This is a genomic window from Staphylococcus caprae, from assembly GCF_002902725.1.
GTDB lineage: Bacteria > Bacillota > Bacilli > Staphylococcales > Staphylococcaceae > Staphylococcus > Staphylococcus caprae.
This window is the reverse complement of the sequence record NZ_PPRT01000031.1, coordinates 38,509-58,576: the sequence shown is the minus strand read 5'-3', so window position 1 is coordinate 58,576 and position 20,068 is coordinate 38,509. Positions and strand designations below refer to the sequence as shown.

Sequence of the window (20,068 nt, the reverse complement as noted above, 5' to 3'; positions counted from 1 at the left end):
ATTCGCTAACTTTTAAGATGGATTGGCATCCTTCACCTTTCGTACAAGCATTTCGATGTCTTCAATATTTACTTTACCAATTAACTTTCTATAATCACTCATTAACGTTTGTATGATATTGTTACCCTTTTCCGTTAAATAAATATATGTCGCACGTTGATCTTCTTTACTCATATCCTTACAAATGAATGCTTTCTTTGGAGATCTCAGTCGGTCTATAAGACGAGACATAGCACTCTGACTCAATTTCACTTCTTTAATTAAGTCATTAATTTTATATTTCTTATCTTTCGCCTTATATAACTCATAAAGCACATAGAATTCTCTTAAACTTATGCCATAGTTCTGTTTAAAATTACGTTCAATCATATCTTCTATATATCTGAAATATTCTGTAACCTCAATCCATTCATCTATACCATTCTGTTGTGTCATTCTTGCACCTCCTCAGCTGACTTATTCTCACTTATTATTATACATTGATGCTCGTTTTGTAGAAATATACAGCATTTATTTCTGTTTTTGAAAATGAATTATGAGATTATGTTTATTTAATATCATAAAATGACTCATGCGCTGAATTGAAGTTAATGATAAAATATATAGCGGTTTGTTAGCATTTTACATATAAAAATTTAGCAAAATAAAAAGGGAGTATATTCATGAATAAAACAGTGCATATTATCGGTGCAGGTTTAAGTGGTCTTGTAGCGGCTACGGAACTGCTTAAGAAAGGGTTCCACGTTACTGTAATCGATCAAGAACCTAGACAAGCGATTGGAGGACAGGCTTACTGGTCGTTTGGAGGTCTATTCTTAGTTAATTCGAAGGTACAACGTCGATATGGTGTTAAAGATTCATATGATTTAGCACTTAATGACTGGATGGGATCTGCACAATTTGACCGCCTCGATGGAGAGGATTATTGGGCAGAACAATGGGCAAAGGCCTACGTCAAATTTGCCACTTATGAAAAGGAAGATTATCTACATCGTATGGGTATCAAACTAACACCAATTCTAGGATGGGCTGAACGCGGTGGATCCTCTGCATCAGGTCACGGTAATTCAGTACCCCGTTTCCATATTACGTGGGGAACTGGTCCTGGGCTTGTCGAACCATTTACGAATTATGTTTTACAACAAGAGCAAGCTGGTCGCGTAACTTATTTGCCAAGACATCAAGTTACAGCAATCGACATTGAAGATAATCAAGTGCGACATATCTCAGGAAACATTCTAGAAGAAAGCGATGTAGAACGTGGCGCGCCCTCTTCTCGTAAAGTCATTGATACATTCTCATATGATGTAGAGAATCTTGTTATCACATCAGGTGGTATCGGAGCTAATATAGAACTGATTAAGAAGTATTGGCCGAAACGTCTTGGCAACGCGCCTCAACATATGATTCAAGGTGTGCCGGATTCAACTGATGGCCGTTTAATCGGTATTTCTGAAAATGCCGGCGTCAATATTGTAAATAAAGACCGCATGTGGCATTATACGGAAGGCGTTAAGAACTATAGCCCTATATGGAAGGAACATGGTATACGTATTATTCCAGGCCCTTCTTCAATGTGGTTTGATGCTGAAGGTCATCGTATGAAGGCACCTGATTATCCTGGATTCGACACATTACACACGTTAGAAACAATTATGAAAACAGGATATGATTATTCTTGGTTTATCTTAACAGAAGACATCATTAAGAAAGAGTTTGTATTATCAGGTTCTGAACAAAACCCAGATTTAACGAATAAAGACATTCAATTATTAATTAAAGAACGTTTAAGTAAACAAGCTACCTCACCAGTCAACGCATTTGTAGAAAGGGGTGAAGACTTTGTCGTCGCTGATGATTTAGGCACTTTAGTTAAGAAAATGAATGCACTTGTTAACGATCATTTACTAAATTACGAAGAGATTAAAGCAGAAATTAAATCTCGTGACTTACAAATTACAAATGCATTTAGCAAAGATCCTCAGATTGCATTTATTCATAATGCAAGACAATTTTTAGGAGATAAGATTGTAAGAACGGCTAAACCTCAACCATTCCTAAGTAATAAGAGTGGTAAATTGATTGCTGTGAAACTCAATATCATCAGTCGTAAAACACTTGGTGGTATTCAAACTGATTTAGATGGTCGTGCCATGAATCAACAGAGTGAACCTATTCAAGGTTTATATGCTGCTGGAGAAGCTTCAGGCTTTGGTGGTGGCGGTCTTCATGGATATCGCGCACTTGAAGGTACGTTTTTAGGTGGCTGTATCTTTAGTGGTATTCGAGTTGCAGAAGGTATAGATAAATATAATCAATAAGTCATTTCTTATAGAGTGGTTACTCATATTTTTGATATGGGTAGCCATTTTTTTGAAGGTTGAAAAGGGTTCTCTATTTTTATACACTACTTTATATTTATTTTATGATATTATTTTTATAATAATTGAAGAATGGAGTGTAAATGATGCCAAGAGATTCTTTAAAGCCATTTCGTAATCGCCTCGTGACTGTTTCTGGTCAAGTCGTACTTATGCATCATGGAGGTCGCTACGGCAGATACCCTTTTCACAATAATACAAGAATGTTACTTAGAGATTTAATGATTGAAGGACAACCCATTGACCATATTTGGCTCAAAGTCCCTCAAAGATACTACAATAAAAGAAGGCGTATCATAAATCAGCGTGTTAAGTTTAAAGCTAAAATTGTGCCTTATGTTAAAAAAGGTATGCATGGCTTTATTCAAGAATATGGATTACAAAAACGGAGCGGTTTCACTATTATTAAAGGAAATCATGAAGAGATACTTGACCATGAAGAGAAATATTTCGATGAAGAACTTACCGTAGAATTCTTCTTAAAAGAACCATAGAAAGCGTATTGTTACCCTCACTTATGGATGAGTGAGCTCACAATACGCTTATTTTTATAACTATTTAACTTTTATCGTAATGTTTTAAGAACGTTCACTACGAATGTGTAGTCCTCGATATCTATTTATTGTACCAATTAATTCTTGTTTGCGCGGTAAAGCTAAATTACCTGGATGACCTTGATGATGCGAAATCACTTCTAGTCCTTCTTGTTCAATACGTTGATATAAGCAATCTGTTGCTTGAGCAAGCGTAACGTCATTGTTGAGTATTTCATTTTTAAGATAATCTAACATCATCGCTAAACTGTTCGTCTGGCTATCATCCACAAGTTGCTCTAAACCAGAAATCTGAATAGGTACCTTACCATATGTCACTGTATGAAGTCCTTTAGCTTTGAATCGGTCATCTTTCCCTTTCTTATTGAAGCTAGATTTAAGAGGGACTCTAGACGGAATGCTACCAAAGTCTGCATGTGATTGATCGATTCTCTCATAACCTGCAGATTGTGCAATGTCCTTCGCTTCAGTTGTGACATCTTTTAAATGATATTCATCCATCATTAGCACTTGGTCTGCCACATCAAAGTAGTCTCCAGAACCCCCAACAATAAGGATTGTAGATACGTCATGATGCTCATATAATGGTTTCACTCTATTTGAAAATGGAGTAATCGGTTCTTTCTCAGGCGCAATCAATCTTTGCATGCGTCCATCACGAATCATAAAGTTTGTCGCAGACGTATCTTCATCAATCAGTAAGAGCGATGTTTGTGCTTCTAAAGCTTCCATTACATTCGCTGCTTGAGACGTACTACCACTCGCATTTTCCGTTGAAAATTCTGTCGTGTCTTTCTTACCAGGCAGATGATCGATAAACGGTTGAATATTAACCTTCTCAATACTTCTACCGTCTTCGGCTCGAATCTTCATTGCGTCTTGTTGTGTAATCACATACTCTCTTCCATCTCCAGCAATATGATTATAAACACCGCGCTCTAATGCCTCAAGCAATGTTGATTTACCATGGTAACCGCCACCTACAATTAAAGTAATACCTTTCGGAATTCCCATACCTTTGATGGATTTTCCACTTGGTAAGTCTAATTGGATTTCAAACTTTTCAGGGCTTTGGAACTTAATGGCATGTTTCATAGGACGGTCAGATACACCACTTTGTCGAGGTAAAATGGCATCATTCGCAACAAATGACACTAGGCCTCTTCGAACTAATTCATTTCGTATATACATTTGGTCTACCATCAATTCAACTTGATTGTGAAGTTTTGTTTGATCAAGATGCTCATAACGTAGTGCTTGGTTCACAATTTCAGGTAGTATATCGATAAGTGTGTGTGCTGCAGCTTTACCAAGAATTTTCCGACCAGCTGCAGGTAGTCCTACTTCAATTCGAGTTTCAATATCTTTATCATTGATGACTACAGATGTACGTTCTAACATCTCTTGTCCACAACGATCGATAAATAGTTTCCCTGACTTTTTAGACTTTTGCGTTGCTGATTGAATATGTTGATGCATTGATCTTGTTAAGAAGTCACTGACTGCAAGACGCTTATATTTATCATTCAATAAATCATCTGGTATCCCCGTCGTATTTCTATCCATAATGACTCTCATTTTAGAAGGCGGCGCAAACGGATCGACTTGTACATGGTCGATTGCGAGTCTAAATTGGTCAAATTCGTACATTCCTTTCGTACGTTTGTATGCACCGTACTTTTGACCATCTAATGATTTTAACGTGTGTTCAAGTGCTTGAGCACTTTTCATGTCTTACACCTCCGTTCTTAATTTTCGTAACTTACATTTTTTACCCTGAAAATGAAACCCATTAAACGTATGCGATTCACTTAAATGTAACTATGCGCGCACACTTAAAAATAAAAAACACTCCAAGTTCTCAACATTATATTGAAAACCGGAGTGCGAAATTTATATATTATTCAGTTTTTGCACCTGTACGTTCACGTAAGTCATATTCAATTTCTTCAAGACTACGTCCACGTGTTTCAGGTAAGAATTTAATAACAAATAACATGGCAAGTACACCGATCACAGCAAAGATTAAGAATACCCATTCTGTACTTAATGCATCACTTAAAATTGGGAATAATAATGACACAATCAATGTACCAATATTAAGTACTAACGCAGAGATACCTGTTGCCGCACCACGTGCACGCATTGGGAATAGCTCTGGTAACATAACCCATAATACAGGTCCCCATGAAATACCAAAGAAGACAATAAATAATGATAAGCATAAGATAATAATCCAAGCTGAAGATGCAATACCGATTGTCCAAATTAATACAGCCATGATGATTAAAGAAGCAATCATCCCAATATTACCCATAACTAATAACTTCTTACGATCGACTCTATCCACTACAAATAGTGCAATTATGGTAACAAGTACATTGACCACACCAATACCTACTGAACCTAAGATAGAGGCTGCTTCGCCTAAACCTGCTTTAGCGAAAATAGTTGATGAATAGAATATCACTGCATTGATACCAATAAATTGTTGGAATATCGCAAAGATACAACCAACGATTAATGTTCGACCTAACCATGGTGACTTAATGACTGTCCATGTAGATTCAGCAATTGCTGAGATTTCTCTCATTTCTTTAATTTCTTTTTCGATTTCACTATCGTCGTATGTAATTTTCATTACTTTACGCGCCGCTTCTTCGCTTCTATTTTCAAGGAGCCATCTTGGACTTTCAGGCATGAAGTATATACCAATCAATAGAATAACTGATGGTACTACTGCAAGACCTAACATCCAACGCCAACCTTCGATACTCGCAAAACCATAGTTAACAAGATATGCCGCTAAGATACCAATTGTGATCATTAATTGGTTTAATGAACCAAGAGAACCACGGTATTCCGTAGGTGCCATTTCAGATAGATATACAGGCACGGTAGACATTGAACCACCGACAGCTAGGCCAATAATTAATCGACCAATAATCAATAATGCAAGGTTAGTCGAGAAGGCAAGTGTTAATGCGCCAATAATGAATACGACAGCGATTAACATGACAAGACGGCGACGTCCGAGTTTATCAGCTAACGGACCACTGCTTCCTGCCCCAATAATTGCACCAATTAACATAGAAGATACAACAATACCTTCTGTTGTACTGTTAAGTGGTATGTCTTTATGTATAAATAATAATGCACCGGAGATTACACCATTGTCATAACCGTAGAGTAAACCTCCTAATGCTCCCAATATAAAAATCAAATATTTATTTACCTTCATGTAAATCATTCCCTTTTTTAAAAACTAAAACAATTATACGCCTAAAATGAAAGCGTTTCAATTTCTATTTTATTAAAATCGAATTACATGTTACTTTTTGCACTTATTTTTTGGTTAATCATTTTCCATTTGTATGTAAGTAACAAAAATAACACGCCGAGTATTGAAATATGATTCAATTCTCGACGTGTCTACATTTTATTTATCTGTTACTTTCTCGTTTTGAACTATTTCTTTCATCATGCTATCCCAGAAGTCTCTTAAATCGTCTACTGAAATACGCACTTCTGAACTATCTGAACCTACAAAATCACCGTGGTCCCAACCGTGTTTAACCGGCATAACTTGCCATACACCCTTTTTAATCTCTTTTGTTGCAGGTACAAAGGCTTGGTTAAATGGATGTTGTGCTGAAATGACAGACACCAATCCATCGTTGACTCTCCATTCTTTTTCTGGCGCTTTACCAATCACATTTGCTGTTACAAGATAAGAGAATTTGATATTAATATCTACCTTTTGTCTACCATCTAATGTCGGACGCGTTGATTCTCCTGTGTATGTTTTATACACAATATTTGGATTAAGTGATGTATGTTGATTTAACTTACTCGTACCTTCTCGACTTAAATCGTAAAATGCATTATCTTTCGTTTTCCAAATCTTACTTGTGTTGTTAACGCGTTTCACATATTGCGCGTGCGTTTCACCGTCTCTTTGAGCAAGACCCCATTGTTTTAAACCTAAATCAACTCTTGAAAGCTTGTGCCCTTGAAATCTTGCATAGTCATAAGCAAGTTGACGGATAAATGGTTCATTCCCTACATCAGCAGCATGCGTACCATTATGTGGCGCAGCTAGAGTGGTGATTGAAGAAATTATATTATCCTGTCCGCCTTTAAATAAAGGTGATATGCTTCCGCCGTGTTTCTTTTGATAATCAACCTCTTCTGGATTGCCATTTCGTAGCATTTCTTCTAATAAACGTACAGTTTGTCCACCCATACTATGACCAATTAAATGAATTTTTTGACCTGGTTGCCATTCACGGTAAGCACCGGCGTATGTTTTACCATATCTATCATGTCCATATTTAGCTGCATGGGCAGCGCCGTAATCAACTTTTCCACCTTTAATATAGTAATATAATTCGACTGCTCGATCATAATTACTACCAAATGCACTTACACTTGCTTCACTGACGTTATAACCTTTAGCTCTTAATTCTTGTGTCAGTTTAATTCGGTCGCCACCCCAATAATTTCCAGCAAGGGCAGGTCCGTTATCTGCAGTATAACCGTTGAAACCATGCACTAAAATGATAGGATCATGATTTTTATATTGAATTTGAGGGAATGTTTTATTTGCTTGTTTTTTAACCTGTTTATCAGTTTGTTGAGCGGATTTATTTTTAGGTGTAGCAACAGCATTTCGTGTTAAAGTATTTAAGCCTTTTTTAGATTGATCATCTTTTTTACCAGGGGCATGTGTATTTGTCGCACCGTCGCTATCTAAGTCTTTTACTTTAAGATCTTTTTGATTTGCCTGCTTTTGAGTTGTTTGCTTTTGTGGTGCTTTCGTTTGTGGATGCTTGTTTAATGCTTCCACTGGGGCTTCTTTTTTCGCATTTTGAGTATCTTTTGCAGTCCCTTGTTGTTTTGGTGACTGTGTGTGATTCGAGTCATTATTTTGAGTCGAGACTGGATGCGATTTCTTTTGATGTTGTGCTTGAGTCACACTATCATTATCTTGTTTTTCTAAAGGTTTTGTTGCATCATTGTCCCCTTTTTCAGATGACTTTGTCACATTTGTGTTCGAAGTTGATGGTTTCTGAGTATCTTCACTTTGCGGTTCTGCTTTACGTTCAGAAACTTTTTCTGCGCTTGCTTGTTCAGTTTGCTGTGATTGTTCATTTGGATGTTGTTGATTCTCTTGAGCTTGTGACGACACATGGTCATTTTTAGTTTGCGAACTTTGTGATTGTTGGATTTGCGGTTGCTGAGTTTCTGATTTATTTGTTTTGAGATTGTCTTGATTCTGTTTGTCTTGAGTTGCATTTTCTTTAGTTTCAGTTACTTTGTCATTATTTTCCTTGTTTGTTTGCGCTTGTTGTTGAGCATCTTCATTATGTATAGATGATGGCGCATTATTTTTAGTTTCTAGTGAACTTTTATTATCATTTTCAACATTCGATTGCTTCTCACTATTTTTATCATTTTCAGCCCCAATAGATTGTGCTATGTGGTTTTCAGAATTCTCTTGAGCGTCTTGTTCTGCGGCATGTGCAGTTTGGCCCCCAATAAATAACATTGATGCGACGATGATTGAAGACGCACCAATACTTAATTTACGAATACTGTACGAGTTCTTTCTGTTTTTCATGTTTTTAGCACCTCTACATCATTTTTTAATTTTAAATTCGGTCTTAAATGAAAATATTTACAATAGCACGTGGGATTAACTCAAAGATTTTACTCAACCATGCTTTTATCATCTTCATGCTCCTCTCTGTTGAAAATAAAATACAAACACCTATCGAAATAACTTTCAATTATATAGACTGATAGAAAACACTTATCAATCGAGGAGTCGCACTTACTTAAAGGAACGTCTGAATTTTTAATTCATACGTAAGTTTCACTAACTTCTATAGAAGTAGTGAAGCTTTAGATTTTACTTATAGTAAATGAGCTAGGCATGCATAAGACGACGATGAGTGAAAGGGTTTGACTACAGTCTAAAGGCAATTACATTTTAAAAAATCAATATTAAGCCCATATGAATTTACCTTTACATCTTTCTAAAGACGTAAAAAGAGAACTGAGACTTCATTAAAATATCTCAGTTCCCTGTTAAATCAGTATAGATTTTGTATGGGTATTTCAACTAATTCGTGTTGCTTGGTTCTTACCGTACATAATTGAATCATCATGTTATATTCAACGAATGGTTGAAATGATACTTCTTTATTTTTATAGAATAAAGGTTGCGTCACATCATAAACATCTATGCCGCGTATTAATCCTTCACCTATCATTTTCGTGTAGCTCTCTTTTTTCGTCCAAATTTCATAGAAGTCTTTTAATATTTGCACTTGTTTAAATTCATTTTCCGAAAATTGATGCGCCAAACTCATGTAATCAATCTCTTTCATCAATTCAATATCAAGTCCCACTGGTTGATCATCGATTGCACAAGCAATATATGGAAAACTGTATGAAAGATTCACATATAAGCCGATAGAATGTGCACTTTGAATGTCCACTTTCCCATTTTTCGCAATCTGATACTCCCATTGATTTGGACTCAACTCGCCCCATTGCTCAATACAATATTGAATAAGGAAGTCACCTAACGTATGCATGACACGGTCTTTTTGAAAACGGTACTGTATACGTCTAGGTTTCTTCGCTTGCCGCCTTGATGTTAATAATCTTTGCGCAATCATGTCGATGTCAGCGTTTATTTTTGTTAGAAATACTGTCATTCGTTATTCTCTGTTTTCTTGAATTTGTCAAAGAGTAAATCTCTCCAAGCGCGTAACCATTCAGAAGTTACTACAGGCCATCCATCACCTAATTGCGCAATCACATGTTGCGTCATATCAGAATTAATCTCTGCCGGCACTTGTGATGCATTACCACTACTTAGGCCAATCACCTCATGCATACCTTCATTAATTAACATTTGTTCAAACGCTTCATCACTAATGATATTCATCTGTGTATGATTGGCTCCCTCTAATACACTTTGCATCGTTTTTGTATGAGGTGAATAAATATGATAAATAATTGGCTGTGCTTGTGATGCAGCAAGTTTCACGATATGACGTGCGGTTACATCAATAAATGAGAAATCTAGACATGTCTTACCGAAATATTCTCCTATAGATGATGTTTTTAATAACTCATGCATCATGATTGAGAATCGATTTGTTGTAAGATTTTTCATATTTAATGGGCCAGAATATGCACTTGTTAAATTACCTAATCTCATAATTTGTGCGTCTAATCCATCATTGACCGCTTCTAGCACTTTGATTTCACTATAGAATTTACTTTTGGTGTAAGGTGACGTAAATAATTGTTGTTTATAAACATCTTTTTCTGAAAAAGTTCTATCCTCAACGTGGGCTTCAAAGACTGCTCCGACGCTAATTGTAGAAATATATATAAACTTCGCATGATGCTGTTGAGCGATGTTTAATAAATCCTCAGTACCTTGAACATTTACATCAATAAACGCCTCATCATCACCAAAATGATCTGTACGTGCGCCTGCATGCATAACGGTATCAATTGTTTCATTAATGCCTAAAGAACCTAAGTTTGTTAAATCGCCCAATACGATGTCTACATTTTTCATTAAGTCAGTTACATGTGAGGCATCAAAATAACAAGTCAAATTCTCTTGTAATTTGTATCGTGCCTCAGCCATGTCATGACCTCTCACAATACATGTCACTTTATCTGCATAACCTTGCAACTCATTAATGAGATATGCACCTAGGAACCCTGTCGCACCAGTGAGTAATACGTGACCCAATGCATTTTGAGTAGGCGCAGTGATATCTTTTCGATATCGGCGTTCAACTAAAGCTTGTAGCTGAGGTAAGTGATCCGGCACATTGACCGCTACCAACTCATTATCCCTCTCAAATTGTTCTGCTAAATGGCGCACCGTTTTGTATTGGTACACATCTTGCATTGTAATGTGAATATCTTGTGATTTAAGTTTCGACACTGCAACCATAGCATCAAGGGACGTTCCGCCAATTTCGAAAAAGTCATCATCAATACCAATCATAGGGACTTCTAAAACTTCAGCAAATATTGATACAAAGGTTTGTTCCATGTTATTTCGTGGTTGGACAAAGGTATTTCGTTGAATACGAGGTCGAGGTAACTTCGATTCATCAACTTTGTCATTACGTGTTAAAGGAATCTCATCAATTGCTGTTAATGTTTTAGGAATCATATATTTCGGTAAATAATGATTTAACTGTCTCGCCACCTCTGATTCCTTTTGATCACTTCCTACAAAGTAGGCATGGAGTATTTCGTGGTCATTTTGTTTATCAACAATTACCACACTATCAGAGATATCTTCAACAGAATTAATGACATTCTCAATTTCTCCGAGTTCTATTCGATACCCATTTACTTTGACCTGTTTATCAATGCGTCCCATAAATTCTATTTGACCCTCATGTGTATATCTTGCTAGGTCACCACTTCGATATAATTTACCTTCTCCAAATGGATTGTCTATAAATGATTCTGCTGTCAGTTCAAGTCTATTTAAGTATCCAACTGTTAAACTTTTACCTGCAATACACAGCTCACCTGATATACCCACACCACATAGTTTAGTTCCAGAAAGAATATACACTTGTATGTTAGCTAAAGGTTGACCAATAGGTATCATTGATGGAATAGGCTCTCCTTTAGAGTAAGACCAATTCGTAGCAATGACTGTTGATTCAGATGGCCCATATGCATTGAAGTACGTATCACAATGTTGAGAAATGTGTCGGACGAATGCTGGCGTACTTGTTGCGCCTCCTGTAAATAGTTTAGAAATATAAAAGTCTTTCATGACATTACAAACTTGTAGAGGTATGGATGCAGCAGTGATGTGCTCTCTCGCAATGAGTTGTTCTAATTGTTCCGTGTCTGTCCGTTCATTATCATTTGCAATCACAAGTTTATAACCATTTAACAGCGTACAATAAATTTCCATAGCTGACGCATCAAAGACATAGTTATGATATTGCATGAATGTCTCTTCTTCTGATAATGCTAGTCTATCGGTCCATGCATTCACTAAATTTAAGATGTTGCGTTGTCTCACTGATACACCTTTAGGCATACCTGTAGTTCCAGACGTATAAATACTATACATTTCATCTTCTAGACTGCCCGCATATTCTGAAAATGATTTTTCAATAGGAGTCTCTGTATCAATGGATTCAATTGGAATCGTTAATACATTTGAATCATAAGTGACACCATACGTCAGTATTGCTGACACTTCCGCATCTTCAAGGATATGTTCAATACGTTTTTCAGGATTTGTCACGTCAATGGGTACATATGAAGCCCCTACTTTCCAAGAAGCCACCATACATGCAATCATTTCAAAACTTCGCTCTGTTAATAATGCAACGCGTTCACTAGCTTTGACTCCGTGTTGGATTAGTTCGTTTGCTATATGGTTTGCGTATGTGTCCAATTCACGATAAGTCATAGAGTGACCACTAAGTTTAAGCGCCACGTCATCACCTTTACGATTCACGATGTCGTTAAATTGTTGTTGGAGAGATTTATTTTCCGGGAAATCTAATGAATGACGATTCACATGTGTCTCAACCCATTCCAACATATGTTGATTCTCTTCAATATCTTGAATCTTCAATTCTTGAGTAGATATAACATGGCTGATAATGTTTTCAAGTTGTTCAGCCATATGACGAATCGTGTCGTCAGCATATAAATCAGTATTATATTCAATATTAACTACATAATCATCTTGATCTTCCTCAATAATGAATGATAGGTCAAACTTCGCTGTTGTTGATTGAGGAGGTATGTGCGTCAGTTGACTATGACCAAAGTTTGCATGATTCGTTTCATTGTTTTGCAGAACAAGCATGACGTCAAACAATGGATTACGAGAAGCATCTCGTTCATCTATAAGATCGTTAACGAGACTTTCAAATGGATATTCTTGATGTTCATAAGCGCCAAGGCTAGTCTCTTTAATTTCAGACATCAATTGTTCCCACGTCTTATCATCTGTCGGATGGCCACGATAAACCAGTGTATTCGCAAACATACCGAGCATATTTTCAGTGTCGCGATGTGTACGCGCACTAATCACACTACCGATAACAATGTCATCTTGGCGTGAATACTTGTGAAGTAACACCATAATTGCACTAGCAAAAAACATAAAATCTGTCATTTGATGTTGCTCAACGTAAGACTGTAATTGTGTCTTAAGTGCTTCATCAAAATGGAATGTCATCATATTTCCATTTGTCGTTTTAATACTTGGTCTAGGGTAATCTGTCGGCATATTTAATACAGGAACATCATCTTCAAACTGTTGTAACCAGTAACGACGTTGTTTACTTAAGTCTCGATTTGCCATCCATTCGCTGTAATCTTTATATTGCAGTGCCAATTCAGGCAATTCTTTTTCTTGATACAATGCATTTAAATCAGCCAATAGAATGGTATTACTCATGCCGTCGTTAATACTGTGATGCGTATCGATAAATAAATAGTCTTCGTGAGGTGCATGTATATATCTCACACGCATTTGACTCGGTTGTTCAAGGTTAAATGGCTCTGTATATGCTCGTATAATTTGTTGTTCATCTGTATATCTTGTTGTTACTTCTTTAAAGTCAGCCTCGACATCGTTTGCAATACGTTGTTTTACTTCATTTTCATCAATCACATATTGCGTTCTTAAAATTTCATGTCGTGCGATGAGTTGATTGAGTGCACGTTTCAATTGCGCCACATTCAACTCTGATGTCAATCGCCATAAGAATGGAATATTATAGACTGTATCTTCTGGATTGACGCTCCACAATAGATACATACTCTTTTGAACAGCACTTAATTCATATTGATATGCGGACTGTGCTTTCGGTATAATCTCAAAGTCCTCATTCTTCATTTCCATAATATGCTGGCTGAGCTGTTCTACAGTCGGTAACTTCATGATATCTCCGACTTTAAGACGCTTTTTAAGTTGAGCTTCAATACGGTTTACTACTAACGTTGCGCGTAATGAATGTCCTCCAAGTTCAAAGAAATTATCTTTGATCCCTACTTGGTCCACATGTAGTATCTCTTCAAAGATACGACAAATCACACGTTCTCCATCATTACGTGGTGCGACATAATTTGATAGATCTACCATCTCAATATCCGGTAAGGCACGTTTATCTAATTTTCCATTTATTGTAATTGGTATTTGATCTATTTTCTTAAAATGAATCGGAATCATATAATCAGGCAATGTTTCGCTCAACACTTCTTTTAAGTGACTTGTCGATTGTGGTTGTGAAGCTTCATAATATGCCACAATCTGTTTATCTTGTTCGTGTTCACGTACAATCACGACAGCTTTATTAATATCTCTGATTGCTTCTATCGCTTTCTCAATTTCTGAAAGCTCAATTCTAAATCCACGAATTTTAACTTGCTTATCGATACGACTGATGTAATCGATATGCCCATCTTCTTGAAGACGTACTAAGTCACCGCTGCGGTAGAGTCTTTCATTTTCAAAAGGTGAAGTAACAAATCTCTCAACCGTGAGCTCAGGTTGATTTAAATAGCCTTTCGCTAAACCAACGCCACCTATACATAATTCACCCGGAATACCTACGCCACATAAATGGTCCCCTTGCATGACATAAACTGTCGTGCCATTAATTGGTTGACCAATTGGAATACGAGCTGGCATTTCTTCAGGTATCGCATACGTTGTAGTAAATGTTGTATTCTCAGTAGGTCCATAACCATTAATGATTTCTGGATGACGCTGACGAGAATTTAATAAATTCACCCATTTGGCATTGAGCACTTCGCCTCCAATCAATAGATATGTCAACGGCTCTAATACTTCAATGCGTTCACTTGCAATTTGATTGAAAAGAGATGACGTCAGCCACATCGTATTGATTTGATTGACAGCAATGGTTTGACCTAATTGAGTTGGGTTTAGCAATGTATCCTTGGAAGTAATGATTAAACGACCACCATTTAACAATGCACCATAAATTTCAAACGTTGCTGCATCAAAAGCCACAGTTCCTGAGAGTAAAATGACTGTTTCATGGTTTAATTCAACATAATTTGGTTGATGTACTAAACGATCAATACCTTTGTGCGGTACTACGGTACCCTTAGGTTTGCCTGTTGTACCAGATGTATAAATAATGTATGCCGTATCTTCAGCAGTATTGATTTGGCTCGGATTTTCCAAATGGTTATCAGCATACCAATCGATCTTCTCAAGTTGAATTTGAGGTACATCTGAATAGAGTGTTGTTTGGTACGTAACGACAGCTTTAGGCTGTGCATCTTCAATAATATAAGCCGTTCTATCATCAGGATAATCTGGATCAATAGGTAAATAACCTGCACCAGATTTCAGAATACCTAACATTCCTACAATCATATCCAAACTACGCTCTGCTAAGAGTCCAACAATATCATTAGCTTGAATCTCATATTCTTTTCGTAAGTGATATGCTAAATGATTCACGCGATGATTTAATTCAGCATATGTCATAGCATGTTGTTCAAATTTTAACGCTATTTTGTCTGGATGGTGTGCTACTTGATATTCGAAACGCTCAATCACTGTTTGGTAATTATTAGCGCTTGATGAATGACGGTTGATTTCTTGATAAAGATGTTGATCCTCTTCATTACAAAGTTGTATATCTTTTATTAACATTGATGGATTTTGTGTTAATTGCATATAAATATCTTTTATTAAACGCATCAATGTCTTAATAGTTAAATTGTCATAAGCATTCGCATTATATACTAAATCAAACCCATCCTGTGCACATGGATAAATTTCTAAATCGGCTAACAATGACGTATCACTATATAAACGATGTACTTTATGCGTAGTATGATTCAATTCAAAACGCTTGATAATTGTTGAAGCATGCACTAAAGTTTCAAATTCAATGTCACTCGACTTCGGATCAGCCATGAAAGATGTTCCATTTTGCATCATTTCTGAAATGACCGATTCCCATTCATTCATGATTGTTTCAACTGAATGAGACCCTTCGATATTTAAACTTAATGGTGCTACATGAGTGTTGATAAGCATCATATCGTCTGTCTTGTCATAATTGAGTGGAAATTGAATTCCCAATGCCACATGATTGGACTGACTCATAAAGTAATTTGCCAAATATGTACTTATAACGAGTCGATTCATATCAAACGACTCAACTTGAGCGTGAAGATGTTCAACTTCTTTGTGCTCTGTATTGTTTTTAATTGGCATATATGACTCGTACTCACTATCAGCACTCAATATTTTAAAATGCTCTAATTGAGTATTGTCCTTAACATGTGCAATATCTTCGTTCATGTCTTTAATCATATTATAGAAATCAGAAACCATATGTTCGTGGAATAAACCATAATTATAAGCAATATTAAGTTGTCTGAAGAAATCGCCCAATTGACTGTCATTAAAAATCATAGAGTGAAAATCTAAAAGTAAGAAAGTGTCATCCAAAAATTGATAAATAGTAAAATTAAATAGAGGTAATTGATTGAAATAGTAGGAATTTAGTTCTTGTCTGAAGTATGCCTCGATATCGAGATTTTTCGCCTTTTGATTGATATCCTTAATTTGAATAAACGGGAAAAATTCTCGTACATCGATTCTTAGTTGTTCATTATTCATTTGAAATGTAGATCTTAACATTGGTTGATGTTGTACAACGTCTAGTAACGCATACATTAATCTGTGACGTTCAATGTCATTATCTAATTGAACCCAATATGTCACCCTTTTAGTAGTTGTAGATGTTTGTAAATATTTATTATAAAAATATTGTTGAAAATGCAGTGTGTCTATTGTCATTCAAGTCCTTCCTTTATACTCATACTTTATAATACTCACTAACATATAACTTACATATTTCTTTAGATACGCTATATATTAGTACATTTAAACACATCAAAACAATTGCTTGAATGACATTTTTACAAAAACTTAATAAATAATTTTTGCGTTTAATCACGAGCAATTCAGTAGGTTATCGAATGTGTTTTACATCATTTTTGTTTGATTAAAGCTTTTCCATTAAATTGACGAACTCCTCCATATAATAGGAAACTGCCTACCATAAGAAGTACAAACATATAAATCGTCATGCCCACGGAATTCAAAAATACACCTAAAATAATGCCAAATCTTGCAAGTAAATTAGCAAAATGAAAGCTTAACGCATTTACCGCTGAATACGTTCCTCTTTTGTCAGCGGGTATCACTTTATATCGTTGTTCTCCAAAAATAGGAGAATAAATCATTTCGCCAAATGTTGCAATAATCATAAATATGATGAGTAAACTCAATTCATTTAAATATGTAATGCCTGAATATCCGATAACATAAAGGATAAGACCAATGAGAAGTGCTTTTTCATTGTTCATTTTCAAGATGTACTTAGAAATAAAATACGTGAGTGCTATAACTACAATCGTATTCGTCATAATTAAAATAGAGTACATTCTCACCCCATCGATATGGATATGAAATAGAGAAATCGTCTCAAATTCCTGTTTTAATCTTATAGAAATATAAGACGAAGTAGATAACTCACCCATAATAAGAATGCTTGATCCTATAATTAAGTACATGTAAATTTTGTCTTTTAATACTATCTGGTATTGATGTAAAAAGCCTTTCAAACTACGCGTATGGTTTAAAGGCATCTCTTTCTCTTCAGCGTTTGAAACATAACTTTGATCATTAGGAATCCAAATGTATAATGCGAAAAGTACAAGCGTGAAAATAACAAAAGCTATGAAAAAGAGTGCTGACTTATTCAAACTATACATTGTTCCCCCAATAAATGCGCCACAAGCCACAGCCACATTGGTTAGCCAATAACTCACTTTATAAATGTAATGTTCAACTTCTGGTGTAATCGCGTCCATTATAATTGTGTCTATTAATGGCTGTGCCATGCCGGATGAAATGCTAAATATTGAATACGCGATGCAGAATAAAATAATAAATATAAGTTGATTTGAAATTGTTACTGCCATCGTGAGTAAACTTATACATAAAATGACTTGGTAAATGAGTAAGGTACGTTTCTTAGGAAACCGTTCAATGATATGCCCTGAAATCATTGAAATCGGAAAGTTAAGTAACACTAACATAAAGAGAAACACACCCGAAAAAGTTTGGTTTACCATATCAGATAAATATAGCGCCATAAAAGGTAAAAATGCCATTGTTATTAAGTTCTCAAAAAAACTACATATCAATCTCACTTTTAAGGTGATGCTCATTTTCTTCATTTCATTGCCCCCTTTATATTTTTATTTGTTTTATCGGGCGGTGAAATCACCATGAATAATTATAGCCTGCCCTGTCACAATTTTGGTTATATTAATTTCTCAAAATATGTCATAAATAGTAATTTATTCAATAACTATGCAATTGGATTTAAGACATTTACTAAAAATTAAGAAAAAACTCCGTGAATTCTTCGTTTTATAAGTGGTCTAGTAGTCTAACGTCACTATACCGTTAGTCTTCCTTAATGAGGGAAAAGCTATTTACCTTTAAAATTTTATTACAAATCGATTTGTTCATACGATTTTATCGATAAAATCATCACTAAAGTTGTCTTTTCTGTTTATCGAAGTATGTTATTGTAAAAGAAAAAAGGAGTTTCAATATGGGTTATATCTTTTTATGGATATTTGCGATTTACGGTTTGATTCGATTTGTTTTTGGAATTGGAAAGGGTATAGCAAGTCTGATTAAAGGTATGATTAAAGGCGCCATCGATGGCTACCAACATCCTGAAAAATATCCAAATTATCTTTCTAAAGAAGAACAAAGACGTCAAAATTTCAGAAAAGAACGTGCACGTCAGAAAGATGCTTAAAATTTAAAGATGGTCGTTTACCTATTCCCCAGGAAATAACCATCTTATTTTGTTGAGTTAGTTGTTGAATTTACATATTGATTTTACATTAGACATAATAAGATAAGCTGTCGTGTATAACTTTGCAACGAAGCTATGTAATTACCTTGATAAAACAATTCATTGAATAACGTATCAGATGATCGAGTAATGTGGGGATGACTATTCTTAAAAGGCATGCTTAAGTACCTAACTGTTGTCTATGAAAAGAAAAACTGGCCCTCACTGTATGAGAACCAGACTATAAGATTTATTCCTTTATGAAATTACGTAATATTAGATAGAACTATTTAACTCGTTTACCATTTTCATCAAATTTAGCAACTTTACCATCAACAGTCGTGTAAGTGGCTACAATCTCACCATATTTATTACGACAATTGACTTTCCAATTACCATCTTTTTGCCAATTCACAACGTCCCACAGATATTTATCAGTATCTAATGGATGACCTTCTAAATTATTAATAAATTGATACACTTGGCTACTACCGTGAGCCATGATAACACCCTTTTCTTTCATTTCTCTATAAGATAAACCGTTATATTTCCATTCATCATTAGCTATTGGTAATTGGTTACTTACATGCATCTTATTAGCTAATTCTGGTAAAGCTTTATTCTTTTTGACTTTATCATAGACTTCTTGTGTACTATATTCCTTTCCCTGTTTGAGCAACTGTTTATAATCTTGAAGACGGATTTGCGAGCCACCAAGTATAATCTTATCGTTACTAATGCCAACAATTGATTGGAAACTATGATTACTTGGATATACTGAATAAAACTTCATACCTTCAGGTGCATTTGAAAATTTAGGATAATTGACTAAAACAAATTGATTAATTATACGGGGATCGTCTTTGTCATTTTTATATGCTCCGGTTAAGATGTTGTTTTTAGTAAGTGTATAATGGCCTTTATCATCAGCACAAAAAATGAGCGCTAATTTTGTTTTATCAGGTAGATTCTCTACTTTGTCTTTAGCTTTAAGATTTGTCTGTGTATTGTCTTCAGAATTTGTTTTGTTGGATGATTTTTCCTTTTTGGATTTAGTTTCTGTTTTGTTTTGATTCTTTTTCTGTTCTGATGAATTATCTGAGTTACATGCGACTAGAAATAGTGTCAAAGCTGTTGTGATGGCGAATAATTTTTTCATTCATTT

11 protein-coding genes are annotated in these 20,068 nt (G+C 35.4%); 3 read left to right on the top strand and 8 right to left on the bottom strand.

The window, feature by feature from the left end:
- Positions 1 to 12: 12 nt before the first annotated feature.
- Positions 13 to 435 (bottom strand): MarR family winged helix-turn-helix transcriptional regulator, encoded by a 423-nt coding sequence (locus tag CD155_RS06755; protein ID WP_002444802.1) that lies wholly within the window; start codon positions 433 to 435, stop codon positions 13 to 15.
- Positions 436 to 662: 227 nt separating this feature from the next.
- Here CD155_RS06755 and CD155_RS06750 point away from each other — a divergent pair, with 227 nt between their 5' ends.
- Positions 663 to 2,321, top strand: a complete 1,659-nt coding sequence (locus tag CD155_RS06750; protein WP_103212874.1) for an FAD-binding dehydrogenase — start codon at positions 663 to 665, stop codon at positions 2,319 to 2,321.
- Positions 2,322 to 2,467: 146 nt separating this feature from the next.
- Positions 2,468 to 2,875 carry a hypothetical protein gene (locus CD155_RS06745; RefSeq protein WP_049402049.1) on the top strand — a complete coding sequence of 136 codons (408 nt, stop codon included), beginning with the start codon at positions 2,468 to 2,470 and terminating at the stop codon, positions 2,873 to 2,875.
- Positions 2,876 to 2,959: 84 nt separating this feature from the next.
- Here the strand turns inward: CD155_RS06745 and CD155_RS06740 are convergent, their stop codons facing one another.
- From CD155_RS06740 to CD155_RS06715, 6 genes are all read right to left on the bottom strand, one after another.
- A complete protein-coding gene (locus tag CD155_RS06740) occupies positions 2,960 to 4,666 on the bottom strand; it encodes an ABC-ATPase domain-containing protein (protein ID WP_103212873.1) in 1,707 nt (568 codons plus the stop codon).
- Between the two features lie 169 nt (positions 4,667 to 4,835).
- A complete protein-coding gene (glcP, locus tag CD155_RS06735) occupies positions 4,836 to 6,176 on the bottom strand; it encodes a glucose transporter GlcP (RefSeq protein WP_070833120.1) in 1,341 nt (446 codons plus the stop codon).
- A 198-nt stretch (positions 6,177 to 6,374) separates the two neighbouring features.
- Positions 6,375 to 8,558: a YSIRK-targeted triacylglycerol lipase gene (gene lip / locus CD155_RS06730; protein ID WP_103212871.1), complete on the bottom strand. Its 2,184-nt coding sequence runs from the start codon at positions 8,556 to 8,558 to the stop codon at positions 6,375 to 6,377.
- 475 nt (positions 8,559 to 9,033) lie between these two features.
- Positions 9,034 to 9,663: an aureusimine biosynthesis 4'-phosphopantetheinyl transferase AusB gene (gene ausB / locus CD155_RS06725; protein WP_103212870.1), complete on the bottom strand. Its 630-nt coding sequence runs from the start codon at positions 9,661 to 9,663 to the stop codon at positions 9,034 to 9,036.
- Entirely contained in the window at positions 9,660 to 16,820 is a 7,161-nt protein-coding gene (ausA, locus tag CD155_RS06720; RefSeq protein ID WP_103212869.1) for an aureusimine non-ribosomal peptide synthetase AusA, read from the bottom strand. The genes ausB and ausA overlap by 4 nt, the downstream gene beginning before the upstream one ends.
- A 194-nt stretch (positions 16,821 to 17,014) precedes the next feature.
- Positions 17,015 to 18,268 (bottom strand): MDR family MFS transporter, encoded by a 1,254-nt coding sequence (locus tag CD155_RS06715; protein WP_044466672.1) that lies wholly within the window; start codon positions 18,266 to 18,268, stop codon positions 17,015 to 17,017.
- A gap of 383 nt (positions 18,269 to 18,651) precedes the next feature.
- Here CD155_RS06715 and CD155_RS06710 point away from each other — a divergent pair, with 383 nt between their 5' ends.
- Positions 18,652 to 18,864 (top strand): hypothetical protein, encoded by a 213-nt coding sequence (locus tag CD155_RS06710; protein ID WP_002444818.1) that lies wholly within the window; start codon positions 18,652 to 18,654, stop codon positions 18,862 to 18,864.
- 325 nt (positions 18,865 to 19,189) lie between these two features.
- On the opposite strand, the gene CD155_RS06705 is transcribed toward CD155_RS06710, so the two are convergent.
- Positions 19,190 to 20,062 carry a hypothetical protein gene (locus tag CD155_RS06705; RefSeq protein ID WP_103212868.1) on the bottom strand — a complete coding sequence of 291 codons (873 nt, stop codon included), beginning with the start codon at positions 20,060 to 20,062 and terminating at the stop codon, positions 19,190 to 19,192.
- Positions 20,063 to 20,068: the final 6 nt, after the last annotated feature.